The following is a 13,967-nucleotide window of genomic DNA, read 5'->3' as shown; positions in this document are numbered from 1 at the left end:
CCGTACCCGGGTGGGCGAATTGCCGGAGTCAGCCGAGGACCTTCTTGAGCCAGTTCGGGTCCTGCCAGGACACGATCGAGCCGTTCGCGGTGACCGTCGGCGTGCCGAACCCGCGCTGCCCGCCGCCGAAGTCCTGCGCCAGCTTCGGGTCGTTTTCGATCTGCTGGAACGCGGCGTTCAGCTGCTGGTCGTAGGTACCGGCGTTGACGGTCTGGGCGAACTCCGGGTCGGTGATGCCGACGTTCTTGCCGAGCTCGATCAGCTGCGCCTTGTCGTAGCCGCGCTTGCCCTCTTCGGGCTGGCTGGCGAACAGCGCGTCGTGGAACTGGAGGAACTTGCCGGCGTTGGCGGCGGCCAGCGCCGCGTTCGCCGAGTCGAGCGAGTAGCCCGGCGGGCTGGACCGCTCGTTGAGCAGCGGCACCATGTGGTAGCGCACCTGCAGCTTGCCGTCGTTGATCGCCTGCTCGATCTGGCTCTTGTACTGCTTCTCGAACTCGCCGCAGATCGGGCAGAGGAAGTCGGCGTAGACGTCGATCGAGGCCTTGGCGCCGGTCTTGCCCACGATGGCGACCACGCCGTCACGCTTCTGGGTGACATCGCCCGCCGGCGCGCTGGTCGACGCGCCGGGGTTGATCACCTGGCCCTCGGTCTTGTTCCGGTCCGAGATCGTCCAGATCACGCCGCCGATCACCAGCAAGGCCACGACGACCACGGCGGCGACCCCGATGATCACCTTCCGCCGGTCGCCGGACGCGCCCCTGGCCTGCGCGACCACGTTCGAACCGGCCTGCGCCGCCTGACGGCGCTTCCGTGCGGTCCGCTCAGCTCCACCCACTGTGTATCAGTTCCCTTCCGCGATACCCGAGTAGTCGTGCCCGGGTTCGCCCGAGTTCCCGCGACCTCGCGCCAGCCAGCCGTCGAGTGACAGCCAGGTGCGCGGACGCGCCAGCAGCCAGCCGGCGAGCAGCGCGAACCCCGTGTCGCGGAGGATCTCCTGCGGGTACTCGGTCTGCCCCGCCGCCACCTGGCCGCCGCCGCCGAAGCACCCGCAGTCGATGCTCAGGCCGCGCGCCCAGGACTGGGCGATCCCGGCGATGAGCACGACGAGCAGCCCCAGCGCGGCCGCGGCGGCCCACCGGGTCGCCAGGCCCGCGAGCAGCAGCAGCCCGAGCACGAGTTCCACGAGCGGCAGCGCGATGGCCACCACGTCTTCGAGTGCGTCCGGCAGCACCTCGTACGCCTGCACGGCGATCAGCGTCTGACCGGGATCCGCCAGCTTGAGCGCGCCGGAAACGAGCCAGACGGCCGCCAGCCCGAGCCGGGCGAGCGTGCCGACGGTGTTCAGCACGGGTTGGGACGGTCGCACCACGCACTTAGGCTAACGGGAGGACCTGAGAACAACGTGAGGCGGAGGGAGCGGCCGGATGCGGTGGCGCACGCTCTTCGGCTCGTTGTTGCTGCTGGTCACCGCGTCGGCCTGTGGCCCGGCGAAGGTTTCGCCGACGGACTCGCTCGTCACCCGGGCGAGTGCCACGGATCACCTGACCATCGGCATCCGGTTCGACGCGCCGGGGCTTTCCGAGCACACCATCGACGGCCGGTTCGTCGGGTTCGACGTCGATGTCGCGACTTTCGTCGCGAGTGAGCTCGGTGTGCCGGCGAAGGACATCACGTGGCGCGAGACGACGTCGGCGACGCGGGAGACGGACCTCACTTCCGGCGCGGTCGACCTGGTCGTGGCGAGCTACTCGATCACCGACAAGCGTAAGCAGGTCGTGTCGTTCGCCGGCCCGTACTTCACCACCGGCCAGGACCTGCTGGTGCGGCGGACGTCGGCCGACATCGCCGGGCCGGAGGCGCTCAACGGCCGCCGGCTGTGCTCGGTCACCGGGTCGACGCCGGCGCAGCAGGTGAAGGACAAGTACGCCCAGGCCGTCCAGCTGGTCGAGTACCCGCGGTACTCCGACTGCGTGACCGCGCTGCTCGCCGGGCAGATCGACGCGGTGACCACGGACGCGGTGATCCTGGCGGGCTACGTCGCGCGAGACCCGGAGCTGCTGAAGATCGTCGGGAAGCCGTTCTCGAAGGAGAGCTACGGCGTGGGCCTGCGCAAGGACGACACCCAGGGGGTGGCCGCGGTCGACGACGCGATCCGGAAGATGATCTCCTCCGGCGAATGGCTGCGCTCGCTCAACGCGAACATCGGCCCGTCCGGTTACCAGCTGCCCCCGCCTCCCGAGGTCACGGCGAAGTGAAGCTCCCCGACCTGCCGGTCCGGTCCGTGCTGCCGGACGTCGTCGCCGCGCTCGACGAACGCGGCGCCGCGGTGCTCGTGGCGCCGCCCGGCACGGGGAAGACGACGCTGGTCCCGCTCGCCCTCGCGGAAGCCACCCCGGGCCGGGTCGTGGTCGCCGAGCCGCGACGGCTGGCGGCGCGCGCGGCGGCGGCTCGGATGGCCGCGCTGCTGGGTGAGCCGGTCGGCGAGACGGTCGGCTACGCCGTGCGCGGCGACCGGAAGGTGTCGGCGCGGACCCGCATCGAGGTCGTGACGTCGGGGCTGCTGGTGCGGCGCGTGCAGGGCGACCCGGAGCTGCCCGGCGTCTCGACGGTGCTGCTCGACGAATGCCACGAGCGGCACCTGGACGCCGACCTGCTGCTCGCGCTGCTCCTGGACGTCCGCGCCGGGCTGCGCGAGGACCTGCGGCTGCTGGCGACGTCGGCGACGGTCGCGTCCGGGCGGCTCGCGGCCCTGCTCGGCGACGCCCCCGTGGTGACGGCCACGGCTCGGACGTACCCGGTGGAGTTCTCCTACGTCCCGCCCGCTCGCGGTGAGCGCGCCGAGGCCTGTGTCGCCCGGGCGGTAAGAACAGCGTTGTCCGAGGGGGACGGCGATGTGCTGGCTTTCCTGCCCGGCGCCGGAGAGATCGCCCGGACAGCGGGTTTACTGCGTCTGTCCGAATTGGACGCTGTGGACGTTCTTCCGCTGCACGGCCGGTTGTCGGCGGCGCACCAGGATGACGCGCTGCGGCCGCGTGACCGGCGGCGGGTGGTGCTGGCGACGGCGGTGGCGGAGTCGAGCCTGACGGTCCCGGGCGTGCGCTCGGTGGTGGACTCCGGGCTGGCGCGCGTGCCGCGCGTCGACCACCGGCGCGGGCTGCCGGGGCTCGCGACGGTCCGGGTGTCGGCGGCGGTGGCCGCGCAGCGGTCCGGCCGCGCGGGCCGCGAGGCACCCGGGCGGGCGTACCGCTGCTGGGCCGAGCACGAGCAGGCGACGCTGCCGGCGTACCCCGAGCCGGAGATCCGCACGGCCGAGCTGGCCCGGCTGGCGCTGGAGCTGGCGTGCTGGTCGACACCCGACGGCAGCGGACTGGCCTGGTGGGACCCCCCGGGCGAAGGCGCGCTGGCGGCGGGCCGGGCCCTGCTGGTGACGCTGGGCGCGACGGCCACGAACGGGACGGTGACCCAGCGCGGACGGCGGATGGCCGAGCTGGGCCTGCACCCGCGGCTGGCCCGCGCACTGCTGGACGGATCTTCCGAGGTGGGCGCCCGCAACGCCGCGGAGGTGGTGGCGCTGCTGGACGCGGGTGCGACGCTGACGGACGTGGCGGCGGAGCTGCGCCGCCTGCGCTCGGCGGGCGACGAAGGAGCGCGGCGCTGGAAGCGGGAAGCGCGGCGGCTGGAGGGCCTGGTCCCGGGACGGCGGGCCCAGCGTCCGGCTTCGGCCGATCCCGCGCTGGTCGTCGCCCTCGCCCATCCCGAGCGGCTCGCCAAGCGGCGTCCCGGCGGCGCGCCCGTGTACCTCATGGCCGGGGGCACCGCCGCCGAGCTCCCGCCCGGCAGCGGCCTCGACGCCGAGTGGCTGGCGATCGCCGAAGCCACCCGCGATCCCGGCCGCGTCCACGGCACCATCCGCCTCGCCGCGGCCGCCGACGAAACCCTCGCCGTCCGCGCCGGCACGGTGTCCGAAGTGGACGAAGTCACCTGGGACGGTGACGTCGTCGCCCGGCGGGTCCGCAAGCTCGGCGCCATCGTGCTGTCCGAGAAGCCGCTGAAGAACGCCGACGTCCGCGCCGCCCTGCTCGCCGGCCTGAAGTCCGAGGGACTCGGCCTCCTCAAGTGGAGCCAGGACGCGCTGCGCCTCCGTGAACGGATGGCGTTCCTGCACCGCGTCCTCGGCCCGCCGTGGCCCCCGGTCGACGACGCCGCCCTGTTGTCCGATGTGGACAGCTGGCTCGACCTCGGCACCGCCCGCCGGAAGGCGGACCTGGCGAACCTCAACGCGGGTACCGCCCTGAAGGCCCTCCTCCCCTGGCCGGACGCGGCGAAACTCGACGACCTCGCCCCGGACCGCCTCGAAGTGCCGTCGGGGTCGCACATCCGCGTCGACTACCGCGGTGACCGGCCCGTGCTCGCCGTGAAGCTCCAGGAGACCTTCGGCTGGACCGAAACCCCGGTGCTCGCCGGCGTCCCGGTGGTGCTGCACCTGCTTTCCCCCGCCGGCCGGCCCGCGGCGATCACCGCCGACCTCGCGTCCTTCTGGACGTCCGGCTACCCGGCCGTGCGCGCCGACCTGCGTGGCCGGTACCCGAAGCACCCCTGGCCGGAGGACCCCGCGGCCGCCGTCCCGACCCGGCACACCCGCCGCCGTTCCTGAAACCCTGACGAAAGTCGGGGGCGGCCCGCGACCGTCGTCCGATGCCCGCGCACCCCCGCGGACCGCAGACTTCGACGCATGATCACACTCAGGGGACTCACGAAGCGCTACGGGGAGAAGACCGTCGTCGACGCGCTCACCTGCGACGTCGCCGCGGGGCGGGTGACCGGGTTTCTCGGCCCCAACGGCGCCGGGAAGTCGACGACCATGCGGATGACCGTCGGGCTCGACCACCCGCAGGCGGGCGAAGCCCTGGTCGGCGGCCGGCGCTACGCCGAGCTGCGGCACCCGCTGCGCGAGGTCGGCGCGCTGCTCGACGCCAAAGCCCTGCACCCCGGCCGCAGCGCCGGGAAGCACCTGCTGGCCATGGCCCGCAGCAACGGCATCGCGGCGAGCCGCGTGGAGGAAGTCCTGGCGACGGTCGGGCTGTCGGACGTCGCCGGCAAGCGGGCCGGGCAGTTCTCGCTCGGCATGGGACAGCGGCTCGGCATCGCGGGCGCGCTGCTCGGCGACCCGGCGGTGCTGCTGTTCGACGAGCCGGTGAACGGCCTCGACCCGGACGGCGTCCGCTGGGTGCGACAGCTGATGCGCTCGCTGGCGGCCGAGGGGCGGACGGTGTTCGTCTCGAGCCACCTGATGAGCGAGATGCAGCTGACCGCCGACCACCTGGTGGTGATCGGCAAGGGCAAGCTGCTGGCCGACGCACCGGTGGCGGAGTTCATCGCGGGCCATTCCCGCACGACGGTCTCGGTCCGCGTCCCGGCCGACGCCGAACGCTCTTCGCTGGACGCGCGGTTGCGAGCCGAAGGCGGGCTGACACACCCGGGCGAGCCGGGAGAGCTGGTGGTGGACGGCATCGACGTCACCCGCGTCGGCGACCTCGTGCACGAGCTGGGGATCCGCGTGCACGGCCTCGCCGAGCGGACGGCATCGCTCGAGCAGGCGTACATGGAACTGACGGCTTCTTCGGTGGAATACGGGGTATCGGCATGACCACAGCAGCCGAAGTACGCGGCGGCGGGCTCCCGGGCGCGGTGGCCGCGGAGTGGACGAAGTTCTGGTCGGTCCGGGCAACGTGGTGGTGCTTGGTGGCAGGAACGGTCCTGATGTTGTGCTACGAAACGCTGTCGGCCATCGCCCAGCACATCGGCGACGACCCGCAGGCCGCCAACACGATCACCCTCGGCGGCGGGTTCTACTTGACCCAGTTCGCGGTGATCGCCCTGGCAACGCTGTTCGTGACAAGCGAGTACGCGAGCGGCGGCATCCGCTCGACACTGCTGTGGACCCCAGTCCGCTTTCGGGTGGTCCTGGCGAAGGCGGCGGTGGTCCTGCCGGTCCTGTTCGCGTACGGGGTGCTGCTGTCGTGCGCGGGGATGGCTTTGACCACAGCGGTGATGAACGGCCACGGCCTGCCGACATCGTTCGAAGCGGCCTTCACAACGGCATCGGGCACGGGCGGCTACTTCGCGCTGCTGGGTTTGTTGTGCACGGGCATCGGCTGGGCGTTGCGCAGCGCGGCGGGGACGCTGGTGTCGGTGATCGTGCTGCTGGTCCCGCTGCCGCTGATCGTGGCATCGCTGGGTTCGCCGGAGGCGGTGCCGTACTTCCCGGGCATCGCGGGGGTGAACGCAATGGTCGAGGCGGGCCGGCCCAACCCGATCACGATGGCGGCCGCACCATACGCGCCTTGGGTGGGGTTGGCGATCTGCGCGGCTTGGGCCGCGGCGGCGCTGCTGGTGGGCGGGGCGGTGCTGCGCCGCCGGGACGCCTGACGTCCGGCCGGGCCAGGCACGCCCATGTCCTTCAGAGGCCCTCGTGAGGCATCAGCAAGTCGATCAAGGCTCGAACGATCCCGGAGACGACCCCCTTGATGATCGTGCTGACCAACGGACGCGGCAGGCGCTTGCGGTGGCGAGTCATGACTGTCTCCTCGTGGTGGTGGCCGGTCTTTTCGTCCGGCCGGCTGCTCACCACGATGAGGCAGTGCGCCATTCGGGTGGGCCGATCCCGGAGCACCCCGGAGACCGGAGTCCGGATGAGCCGGATGAGCTAGCTTTCCGGATTCCGGAGTCCGGACGGTTCCGGAACTTCGGAGCCGGGGAGGACGAGTGGACACAGGAACGAACCCGCGGAGGTGGTTCGTCGGCAAGCTGGCGGAGTTGCTCGCCGCCGCCGGACGTCCGTCCCAGGCGGAGCTGCTGTCCTTCGATCGCGAGCGCGACAACGCTCTGAGCAGGTCATCGCTATCGGATCTCCTGTCAGGCAAGTTCAAAAAGGCACCTCCGTGGGAGCGCATCGCGGCCTACGGGAGGGCCTGCGTCGCCGCTGGGCATGCCCACGGCACGGACCTGCCGCTCGAGACGACGCTCAAGCGGCTTCGGGCCTATCACGACATCCTCACCGAACAGCTCGAGACCGACAGCCGGCACCCTGCCGCGCGGCTGCGGCAGTCGCGGCCGGAGGCTCCGCAGCAACCAACTCCTTCGCGGCGGATGTTCGGTGCCGTGCCGGTCCGGGCCGACGGGTTCCAAGTCCGCGAGGTCGCCGAACAGCTGACCAGGACCGTCGACGGCCGAGGCACCACAGCCCTCGCCGGAGCAGCGACCATTCCCACGATCGTTCTGACCGGGCTGGGCGGGGTGGGGAAGACCCAGGTCGCCGCCCATCACGCGCACACTCGGTGGGACGCGGACGACGTCGATCTGCTGCTGTGGATTTCGGCGCGCAGCCGCGACGCCATCATTGCGGCATACACCGACGTCGCGGTGGATCTGCTCGGCGCAGACCCGGCGACGCCGGAGCGTGCGTGGCGACGCCTGCTGGCATGGCTTGCCGAAACCTCGCGTCGGTGGCTGATCGTCTTCGACGACCTCCAACAGCCGGCGCACATCACCGGGTTGTGGCCACCTCATTCAGCCGTGGGCCAGGTGGTGCTGACCACTCGCCGCCGCGACGCCGTGCTGCGCGGGCACCGCCGGCAGATCGTCGAAGTCGGCCTGTACACGCCCATCGAAGGGCTGAACTACCTGGTCGAGAAACTTCCCGCCCGGGCGCGTACCGACAGTGACAAGGCCACACTCGCGGAATTGGCCGGAGACTTGGGACACCTGCCACTGGCACTGGCCCAAGCGGCCGCCTACCTGATCAACAAACCCCTGCTCAGCACCGCCGGCTACCGCGTTCGGCTCGCCGAACGCCGGACGGCACTGCGGGACATTCTCCCTGAAGTACACGAACTCCCGGACGAGCACGAACAGACGGTCGCCGCCACGTGGGCCATTTCGATCGACGCTGCGAACCAGCTTGCACCGGCGGGGCTGGCTCAGCCGGTGCTGGAACTCACTTCGCTCCTCGATTCGTCCGGCATCCCCGCGGCTGCCTTCTCGACCGAAGCCGTCACCAACCACCTCGCCGAGCGTCTCGGACGCGACCTCACCGCCGAGCAGGCTCAGGCCGGGCTCGAATCCCTGCACAGGTTCAGCCTGCTTTCCCTGGACCCCCAAGAGCCCCCGCACGCGATTCGCGTGCACGCGCTCGTCCAACGCGTCGTTCGTGACTCGCTCGACGAAGAGGCCCTGGCCGACCTGGCATGGGCAGCCGCAGATGCGCTCCTCGCCCTGTGGCCCGACATCGAAAGCGATCACGAACTGCGCGAGGCCCTCCGCTCCAATACCGCCGTGCTCCGGGAAACCGCCGAACAGGGACTGTGGTGTTCCGTCGGACATCCGCTGCTGTGGCGCGCGTTGGAAAGTCTCGGCGACGCCGGCCTGCTCGACTCGGCCATCACCGCAGCCACGCAGCTTCACGATTGCGCGCTTCGCTACTTCGGCGCTGATCACCCCGACACACTTGCCGCCCGCGCCAGGCTCGCCGCATGGCGCGGGGCAGCCGGAGATCCCACCGGCGCGGCCCGGGCGCTGGAGGAGCTGCTCGCGGATCGGCTGCGGCTCCAGGGTCCGGACCACGCCGACACCTTGAGCACCAACGCCAACCTGGCCGCTTGGCGCGGAGAATCAGGTGATCCCGCCGGTGCCGCCGAAACCCTCGAGGAAGTACTCGCCGACCAACTGCGCATCCTCGGTCCGGCAAACCCGAACACCCTCGTCACCCGCAACAACATCGCCTACTGGCGCGGGGAAGCCGGTGATCCCGCCGGGGCTGCTGAACTGCTGGATGTTCTGCTGGCCGACTACCTGCGGGTCCTGGGTCCGGACGACCTCGGCACATTGACGACCCGGAACAGCCTGGCGCGCTGGCGGGCAGAGGCGGGGGATCCCCTCGGCGCTGCCGCCGCCCTCGAGGACTTGCTTGCCGACCGCCTGCGGATCCTCGGCCCGGACCATCCCCACACCCTCAGCACCCGCGCCAGCCTGGCGGGCCGGCGCGGGGACGCCGGTGATCCCGGCGGCGCCGCCGAAGCGCTGGAGGAACTGCTGGCCGACTACCTGCGGATTGTCGGACCGTCCCATCCCGACGCACTCAGCACCCGCAGCGGTATCGCACACTGGAGCGGGGAAAGCGGCGACGTGACTCGTGCCTGCGAAGCTTTCGAGGAGCTGCTGGCGGACCAGCTGCAGATCCTCGGCCCGGACCACCCGCAGACGCTCGGAACCCGCAGCAACGTCGCGTTCTGGCGCGCCCGAGCCGGCGACTTCACCGGTGCCGTCGTCGCACTCGAAGAACTTCTCACGGACCAACTGCAGATCCTCGGCCCGGACCACCCGCAGACGCTCGGAACTCGCGGCAACCTCGCTGCCTTGCGGGAGCGAGCAGGCGACGCCGCCGCCGATGTCATCGATACGCTCGAGGAAGTCCTTGCCGACCAGCTGCGGGTCCTTGGCCGGGATCACCCGCATACCCTGCGCACTCGTAACAATCTCGCCGACCTGCGCGGGCAAGCGGGCGATCCCGCCGCTGCAGTCGACGCGCTCGAGGAAGTCCTTGCCGACCAGCTGCGGATTCTCGGGCCGGATCACCCTCAGACGCTCACCGTCCGCGCCAATCTCGCCGCTTGGCAGGCGGAAGCCGGCGACCCGGCCGCCGCGCGCGACGCGCTCGAACGATTGCTCTCCGACCAGGTGCGGGTGCTGGGGCCGAACCACCTCGACACCCTGAATACCCGCAGATACCTGGCTGACCACGGAGAGAGTGAATGACTTCGCGACCGGTCGTCACGCCACGCCGATGCCCGACAGGATCTCCCGGGCGCTCGCCACCAACTCGGACAAGTCAGGCGGCGCAAGCGATCCCGTCCCCGCCAGCGCCCCGAAGATCGTCCCCTCCATCCAGTCCACCACCACCCTCGCGTGCCGCGAAGGGTCCGTCGACCCAGCCGCCTTCAGCGCGGCCGCCGCTTGGCGGCGGATCTGCAACCCGCCCTCGTCGTACACCGCTCGCAGCTCCGGCCGCCGAGTCGCTTCCAACGCGAACTCGTACCGCGCCAGCATCCGCGTCCGCCCCGAAGTGATCGCCTCGAACGCGTAGCCCGCGATGAACTCCGCTAAGGATCCCGACGACTCAGTCGGAGCCTGGTCCAAGACCACGATCCGCGCGATCGTCAGCTCCAGCAGCGCCGCCCGCGTGCGCGCGTAGTACGACGTCGACCCCACCGGCAGGGCCGCCGCGCGATCGACCGCCCGGTGGGTCAGGCCGCGCATGCCCTCCGCCGCGATCACCGCGATCGCTGCGTCGGCGATCACATCCATTCGCTCCACGAGAATGCACTCTACAGGTGTAGAGTCCTCTACAGATGTAGAGGAGGCACCATGCACGCAGTAGTGGTCGGCGGAGGCATCGGCGGCCTGGCGGCGGCCGCGGGGCTGCACCGGGTCGGCTGGACCGTCACCGTCCTCGAGAAAGCGTCCGAGTTCGGCGACGTCGGTGCCGGGATCTCGCTCTGGCCGAACGCCCTGCGGAGCCTCGACGAACTCGGCGTCGACCTCGGCGGGCGCCTGGCCCCGCAGCAAGAAGGCGGGTTCCGCGACCGCCGCGGCCGGCGGATCTCCCGCTTCGACGCCACCGAGTTCGCGCGGCGGCACGGGCGGCCGCTCGGCGCGATCCACCGGCGGGACCTCATCGCCGCCCTCCGGGACGCGGTTCCCGCCGAAAGCCTGTGCACCGGCCAAGAAGTCACCGAAGTCCGCGAAGACGGCCTGGTCCGCGTCGGCGGCAAAGACCTGCGCGCCGACCTCGTCGTCGCGGCCGACGGCATCCACAGCCGGGTGCGCCACACGCTCTTCCCGGACCACCCCGAACCCGTTTACACCGGCAGCACGGCGTTCCGCGGCGTCGCGCACCGCCCCGGAACCGGGCTGAGCACGAGCTTCGGCCGCGGCACCGAAGTCGGCGTCCTCCCGCTGACCGGCGGCGACGTCTACTGGTGGATCTCGGCCCTCGCCGCACCAGGCACCTGCCGAGCCGACCTCGAGCACGCCTTCGGGAACTGGCACGACCCGATCCCGGCCCTCCTGGCCGCCACCCCGCCCGAAGCCGTGCTGCACCACGACCTCTACTACCTCGGCGCCCCGCTCCCCACCTACACCCGCGGCCGGATCGCGCTGCTCGGCGACGCCGCCCACGCGATGCCGCCGTTCCTCGGCCAGGGCGGCTGCCAGGCCATCGAGGACGCCGTCGTGCTCGCCCACGCCGTGTCCACACAGGACACCGTCGACACGGCCCTCGCGCACTACGACCGGCAACGACGGCCGCGCAGTCAGCACGTCGTGCGCGAGTCCGTCCGGATGGGGAAAGTCGGCCCGCAGCTGACCAACCCCGTCGCGGTGGGACTGCGCACGGCCCTGCTGAAGTGCCTGCCGGCCGAAGCGACGGCCCGCGCCGGCGCGGGGATCACGGGGTGGACGCCGCCGCGTCTCCCCCGACCAGTCCCGCCTCGTACGCCGTGATCGCCGCCTGGACCCGGTTTTTCGCGCCGAGCCGGGTCAGGATGGTGCTCACGTGCGCCTTCACTGTGCCCTCGACGACGAACATCTTCGCCGCGATGTCCGCATTGGACAGTCCCGAACCCAGCAGCGTCAGCACTTCCCGCTCGCGCGGGGTCAGCGCGGCGATCCGCTCGCGGGCCGCGGCGGCGCGCGCCAGCTGCCCGCCGGAGAGCCGGGCGATCACCCGCTGCGCCACCTTCGGCGAGAGGAACGCGGCCCCGCCCGCGACGGCGTGGATGCCGGCGAGGAGCTCGCGCGGGTCGCCCGACTTGAGCAGGAACCCGCCCGCGCCCAGGGAAAGGGCGCGCTCGATGTAGTCGTCCTCGCCGAACGTGGTCAGCATGATCACGCCGGTCGCGGGCAGCAGCCGCCGGATCTCGGCAGCCGCGCCGAGGCCGTTGAGGCCCGGCATCCGGATGTCCAGGAGCACGACGTCGGGGTGCGTGGCGAGGACCTGGGAGACAGCCGAACGGCCGTCGGCGGCTTCGGCGACGACCTCGATGCCCGGGTCCGCGGCGAGGATCGCCGCCACCCCCGCCCGCATCATCGCTTCGTCGTCGGCCAGCACGACCCTGATCACGTTGCCCCCTCGGCGAATCTGTCCTTGGCGACCAGTTTCCCATCGGCGAAACACAGCCGGTAGGCGGCGTAGTCGTTGTCGAGCCAGGACCGCCCGGTGCCGTAGTACTCGCACGCGATCCCGGCCACCGCCGGCCGCGGCGGCTCGCCCCGCACCGGCCGGGCGATGCGCTGGTTCTCCGGCAGCTGCGGCGTCACCTCGGCCCGCGGCTGCCCGATCCGCAGCCGCTCGTAGACCGGTGTTGGCAACTCAGAGGAGTTCCACTGGTAGAGGAACGCGATGCCGGCGACCGCGAGGACCATCGCGAACAGGACGAGCGGGACGGCGACGGCCTGGATCAGGCTGCGCCGCACGTCACGCCGGGCCAGTTCGAGAGCGCGGGCCGACGTCGACTGCCCGGATTCGTCATCCGCCGAGGCGGCCTCCAGCTCGACCGGCGCGGCCCCGTGCGGCAGCGTCGCGGTGACGGCGAACCCGCCGGCGTCAGGCCCGGCCCGCAGCGTGCCGCCGACGAGCCGGACGCGCTCGCGCAGCCCGATCAGCCCGACCTGCCCGGACGCGGAACCGGGCAGCGGCCCGGCGGGCGGCGGCGCGTTGACCACGCTGACGTCGGTCCGCGCGGCGGTGCCGGTCACCCGGACCGTCACGGCGGCGCCCGGCGCGTGCTTCGCCACGTTCGTCAGCGCTTCCTGCACCACCCGGTAGGCGGCGCGGGCCACCATCGGCGGCACTTCCGCGGCGTCCACTGTGGACTCGATGAGCAGCCCGGACGCCCGCGCCCGCGCGATCAGCTCACCGAGGTCGCCCTGCACCGGCTCGACCGGCGCGGCGTCCTCGCGCAGCACGCCGATGATCTCGCGCAGCCGCTCGGTCGCCGTCGCGGCGCTGATCCGCAGCTGCGCGGCGGCGTCGCGCTGGGCGTCGTCGAGCCCGCCCGCGACCTCCAGCGCGGCGGCACGGACGGCGATCAGGCTCAGCTCGTGCCCCAGCGAGTCGTGCATGTCGCTGGCGATCCGCGCCCGCTCCCGCAGCCGGGCCTGCTCGGCGACGAGCTGCTGCCTGCTCTCCATCTCCTCGGCCCGCCGCCAGCCGGTGCGGGCGAGCTCGCCGCGGACCCGGACGTACCGGCCGAGCAGCCACGGCGACAGCCCGGCGAAGACGATGACCGCGACCATCTCCGCCCAGTCGCCGAGGCCGTCCGGGCCGAAGACGAGCGCGACCGGCAGCCCCAGCATCGTGACGGCCACCCCGGTCAGGATGCCGGGCCGGGCGCGCGGCATCCGCAACCCGGCCTGGTAGCCGATCGCGACCAGCACGAAGATCACCCACGCGGGCATGCGGCTGCCGTAGGGGAACGGCACGGCCAGCGCCCCCGCCAGCGCGATGCCGAGTGAGACGGCCGGGTACCGCCGGGCCGTCGCGACCGAGCCGGCGACGACCACGAGGCCGCCGGCCAGCTCCCAGTAAAACCGGGTGTCCAGCGTGCCGACGACGACGGTGAACGCGAGGAACAGCCCGACGGCGACGTCGAGCACCGCCCGCCACCTACGCTTCGTCCCCGCCCGCACGGGGTCGAAACTACAAGGCGTGACAGCGGCCGACCACTGCCGAAAGTCAACCGTTCAGCTTGTCCACGCTCGACAGGAACCCAGTCTTGGCATCTCCGAGAGCGGTGCTCTCGAAGCAGAGCGCCGCCGGCCATTTAGCGAGAGCAGTGCTCACAACACGGAGCACCGTGCTGCAAGGTCGCCGACACGGACGAGTGGGCGTCTCGGTGCGCATATCCGCA

Annotated in this window: 12 protein-coding genes; 6 read left to right on the top strand and 6 right to left on the bottom strand. The window is 71.9% G+C overall.

The window, feature by feature from the left end; translation table 11 throughout:
• Positions 1-28: 28 nt before the first annotated feature.
• Together C2L58_RS44690 and C2L58_RS44685 are read right to left on the bottom strand one after the other, a co-directional pair.
• Positions 29-775 carry a DsbA family protein gene (locus tag C2L58_RS44690; protein ID WP_103343689.1) on the bottom strand — a complete coding sequence of 249 codons (747 nt, stop codon included), beginning with the start codon at positions 773-775 and terminating at the stop codon, positions 29-31.
• 66 nt (positions 776-841) lie between these two features.
• Entirely contained in the window at positions 842-1,348 is a 507-nt protein-coding gene (locus C2L58_RS44685) for a MauE/DoxX family redox-associated membrane protein (RefSeq protein ID WP_103343688.1), read from the bottom strand.
• Between the two features lie 76 nt (positions 1,349-1,424).
• Between C2L58_RS44685 and C2L58_RS44680 the strand changes: the two genes are divergently transcribed.
• The 4 genes from C2L58_RS44680 (at position 1,425) to C2L58_RS44665 (ending at position 6,429) form a co-directional block, all read left to right on the top strand.
• Positions 1,425-2,255, top strand: coding sequence for a glutamate ABC transporter substrate-binding protein (locus C2L58_RS44680; RefSeq protein WP_103343687.1), 831 nt, complete (start codon positions 1,425-1,427; stop codon positions 2,253-2,255).
• Complete coding sequence (gene hrpB / locus C2L58_RS44675; RefSeq protein WP_103343686.1) at positions 2,252-4,654, top strand: ATP-dependent helicase HrpB; 2,403 nt, start codon at positions 2,252-2,254, stop codon at positions 4,652-4,654. Before C2L58_RS44680 ends, hrpB begins: the two co-directional genes overlap by 4 nt.
• Positions 4,655-4,732: 78 nt before the next feature.
• Positions 4,733-5,647 carry an ATP-binding cassette domain-containing protein gene (locus C2L58_RS44670; RefSeq protein ID WP_103343685.1) on the top strand — a complete coding sequence of 305 codons (915 nt, stop codon included), beginning with the start codon at positions 4,733-4,735 and terminating at the stop codon, positions 5,645-5,647.
• Positions 5,644-6,429, top strand: coding sequence for an ABC transporter permease (locus C2L58_RS44665; protein ID WP_103343684.1), 786 nt, complete (start codon positions 5,644-5,646; stop codon positions 6,427-6,429). Before C2L58_RS44670 ends, C2L58_RS44665 begins: the two co-directional genes overlap by 4 nt.
• Positions 6,430-6,460: 31 nt before the next feature.
• Here C2L58_RS44665 and C2L58_RS49600 read toward each other — a convergent pair whose 3' ends face one another.
• Positions 6,461-6,628 carry a hypothetical protein gene (locus C2L58_RS49600; RefSeq protein ID WP_158264247.1) on the bottom strand — a complete coding sequence of 56 codons (168 nt, stop codon included), beginning with the start codon at positions 6,626-6,628 and terminating at the stop codon, positions 6,461-6,463.
• Between the two features lie 137 nt (positions 6,629-6,765).
• On the opposite strand from C2L58_RS49600, the gene C2L58_RS44655 reads away from it, so the two are divergent.
• On the top strand, positions 6,766-9,813 hold the full coding sequence (locus C2L58_RS44655; RefSeq protein ID WP_103343682.1) for a tetratricopeptide repeat protein: 3,048 nt from the start codon (positions 6,766-6,768) through the stop codon (positions 9,811-9,813).
• Positions 9,814-9,828: 15 nt separating this feature from the next.
• Here C2L58_RS44655 and C2L58_RS44650 read toward each other — a convergent pair whose 3' ends face one another.
• On the bottom strand, positions 9,829-10,482 hold the full coding sequence (locus C2L58_RS44650) for a TetR/AcrR family transcriptional regulator (protein WP_103343681.1): 654 nt from the start codon (positions 10,480-10,482) through the stop codon (positions 9,829-9,831).
• On the opposite strand from C2L58_RS44650, the gene C2L58_RS44645 reads away from it, so the two are divergent.
• Positions 10,423-11,559: an FAD-dependent monooxygenase gene (locus tag C2L58_RS44645; RefSeq protein WP_233226276.1), complete on the top strand. Its 1,137-nt coding sequence runs from the start codon at positions 10,423-10,425 to the stop codon at positions 11,557-11,559. The genes C2L58_RS44650 and C2L58_RS44645 overlap by 60 nt on opposite strands.
• On the opposite strand, the gene C2L58_RS44640 is transcribed toward C2L58_RS44645, so the two are convergent.
• Positions 11,504-12,178 (bottom strand): response regulator, encoded by a 675-nt coding sequence (locus C2L58_RS44640; protein ID WP_103343679.1) that lies wholly within the window; start codon positions 12,176-12,178, stop codon positions 11,504-11,506. The two genes, C2L58_RS44645 and C2L58_RS44640, sit on opposite strands and share 56 nt — an antisense overlap.
• On the bottom strand, positions 12,175-13,746 hold the full coding sequence (locus tag C2L58_RS44635; RefSeq protein WP_103343678.1) for a sensor histidine kinase: 1,572 nt from the start codon (positions 13,744-13,746) through the stop codon (positions 12,175-12,177). Before C2L58_RS44635 ends, C2L58_RS44640 begins: the two co-directional genes overlap by 4 nt.
• Between the last annotated feature and the right edge of the window lie 221 nt (positions 13,747-13,967).

It is taken from the genome of Amycolatopsis sp. CA-126428 (genome assembly GCF_002904335.1).
Classification (GTDB): domain Bacteria; phylum Actinomycetota; class Actinomycetes; order Mycobacteriales; family Pseudonocardiaceae; genus Amycolatopsis.
This window is presented reverse-complemented; position numbering and strand designations above follow the sequence as displayed.

What these genes read in the sequence shown, in the direction of transcription:
- C2L58_RS44680 (WP_103343687.1), top strand. Translation starts at nt 1,425, where the DNA reads ATGCGGTGGCGCACGCTCTTCGGCTCGTTGTTGCTGCTGGTCACCGCG.
- C2L58_RS44670 (WP_103343685.1), top strand. Translation starts at nt 4,733, where the DNA reads ATGATCACACTCAGGGGACTCACGAAGCGCTACGGGGAGAAGACCGTC.
- C2L58_RS44665 (WP_103343684.1), top strand. Translation starts at nt 5,644, where the DNA reads ATGACCACAGCAGCCGAAGTACGCGGCGGCGGGCTCCCGGGCGCGGTG.
- C2L58_RS44645 (WP_233226276.1), top strand. Translation starts at nt 10,423, where the DNA reads ATGCACGCAGTAGTGGTCGGCGGAGGCATCGGCGGCCTGGCGGCGGCC.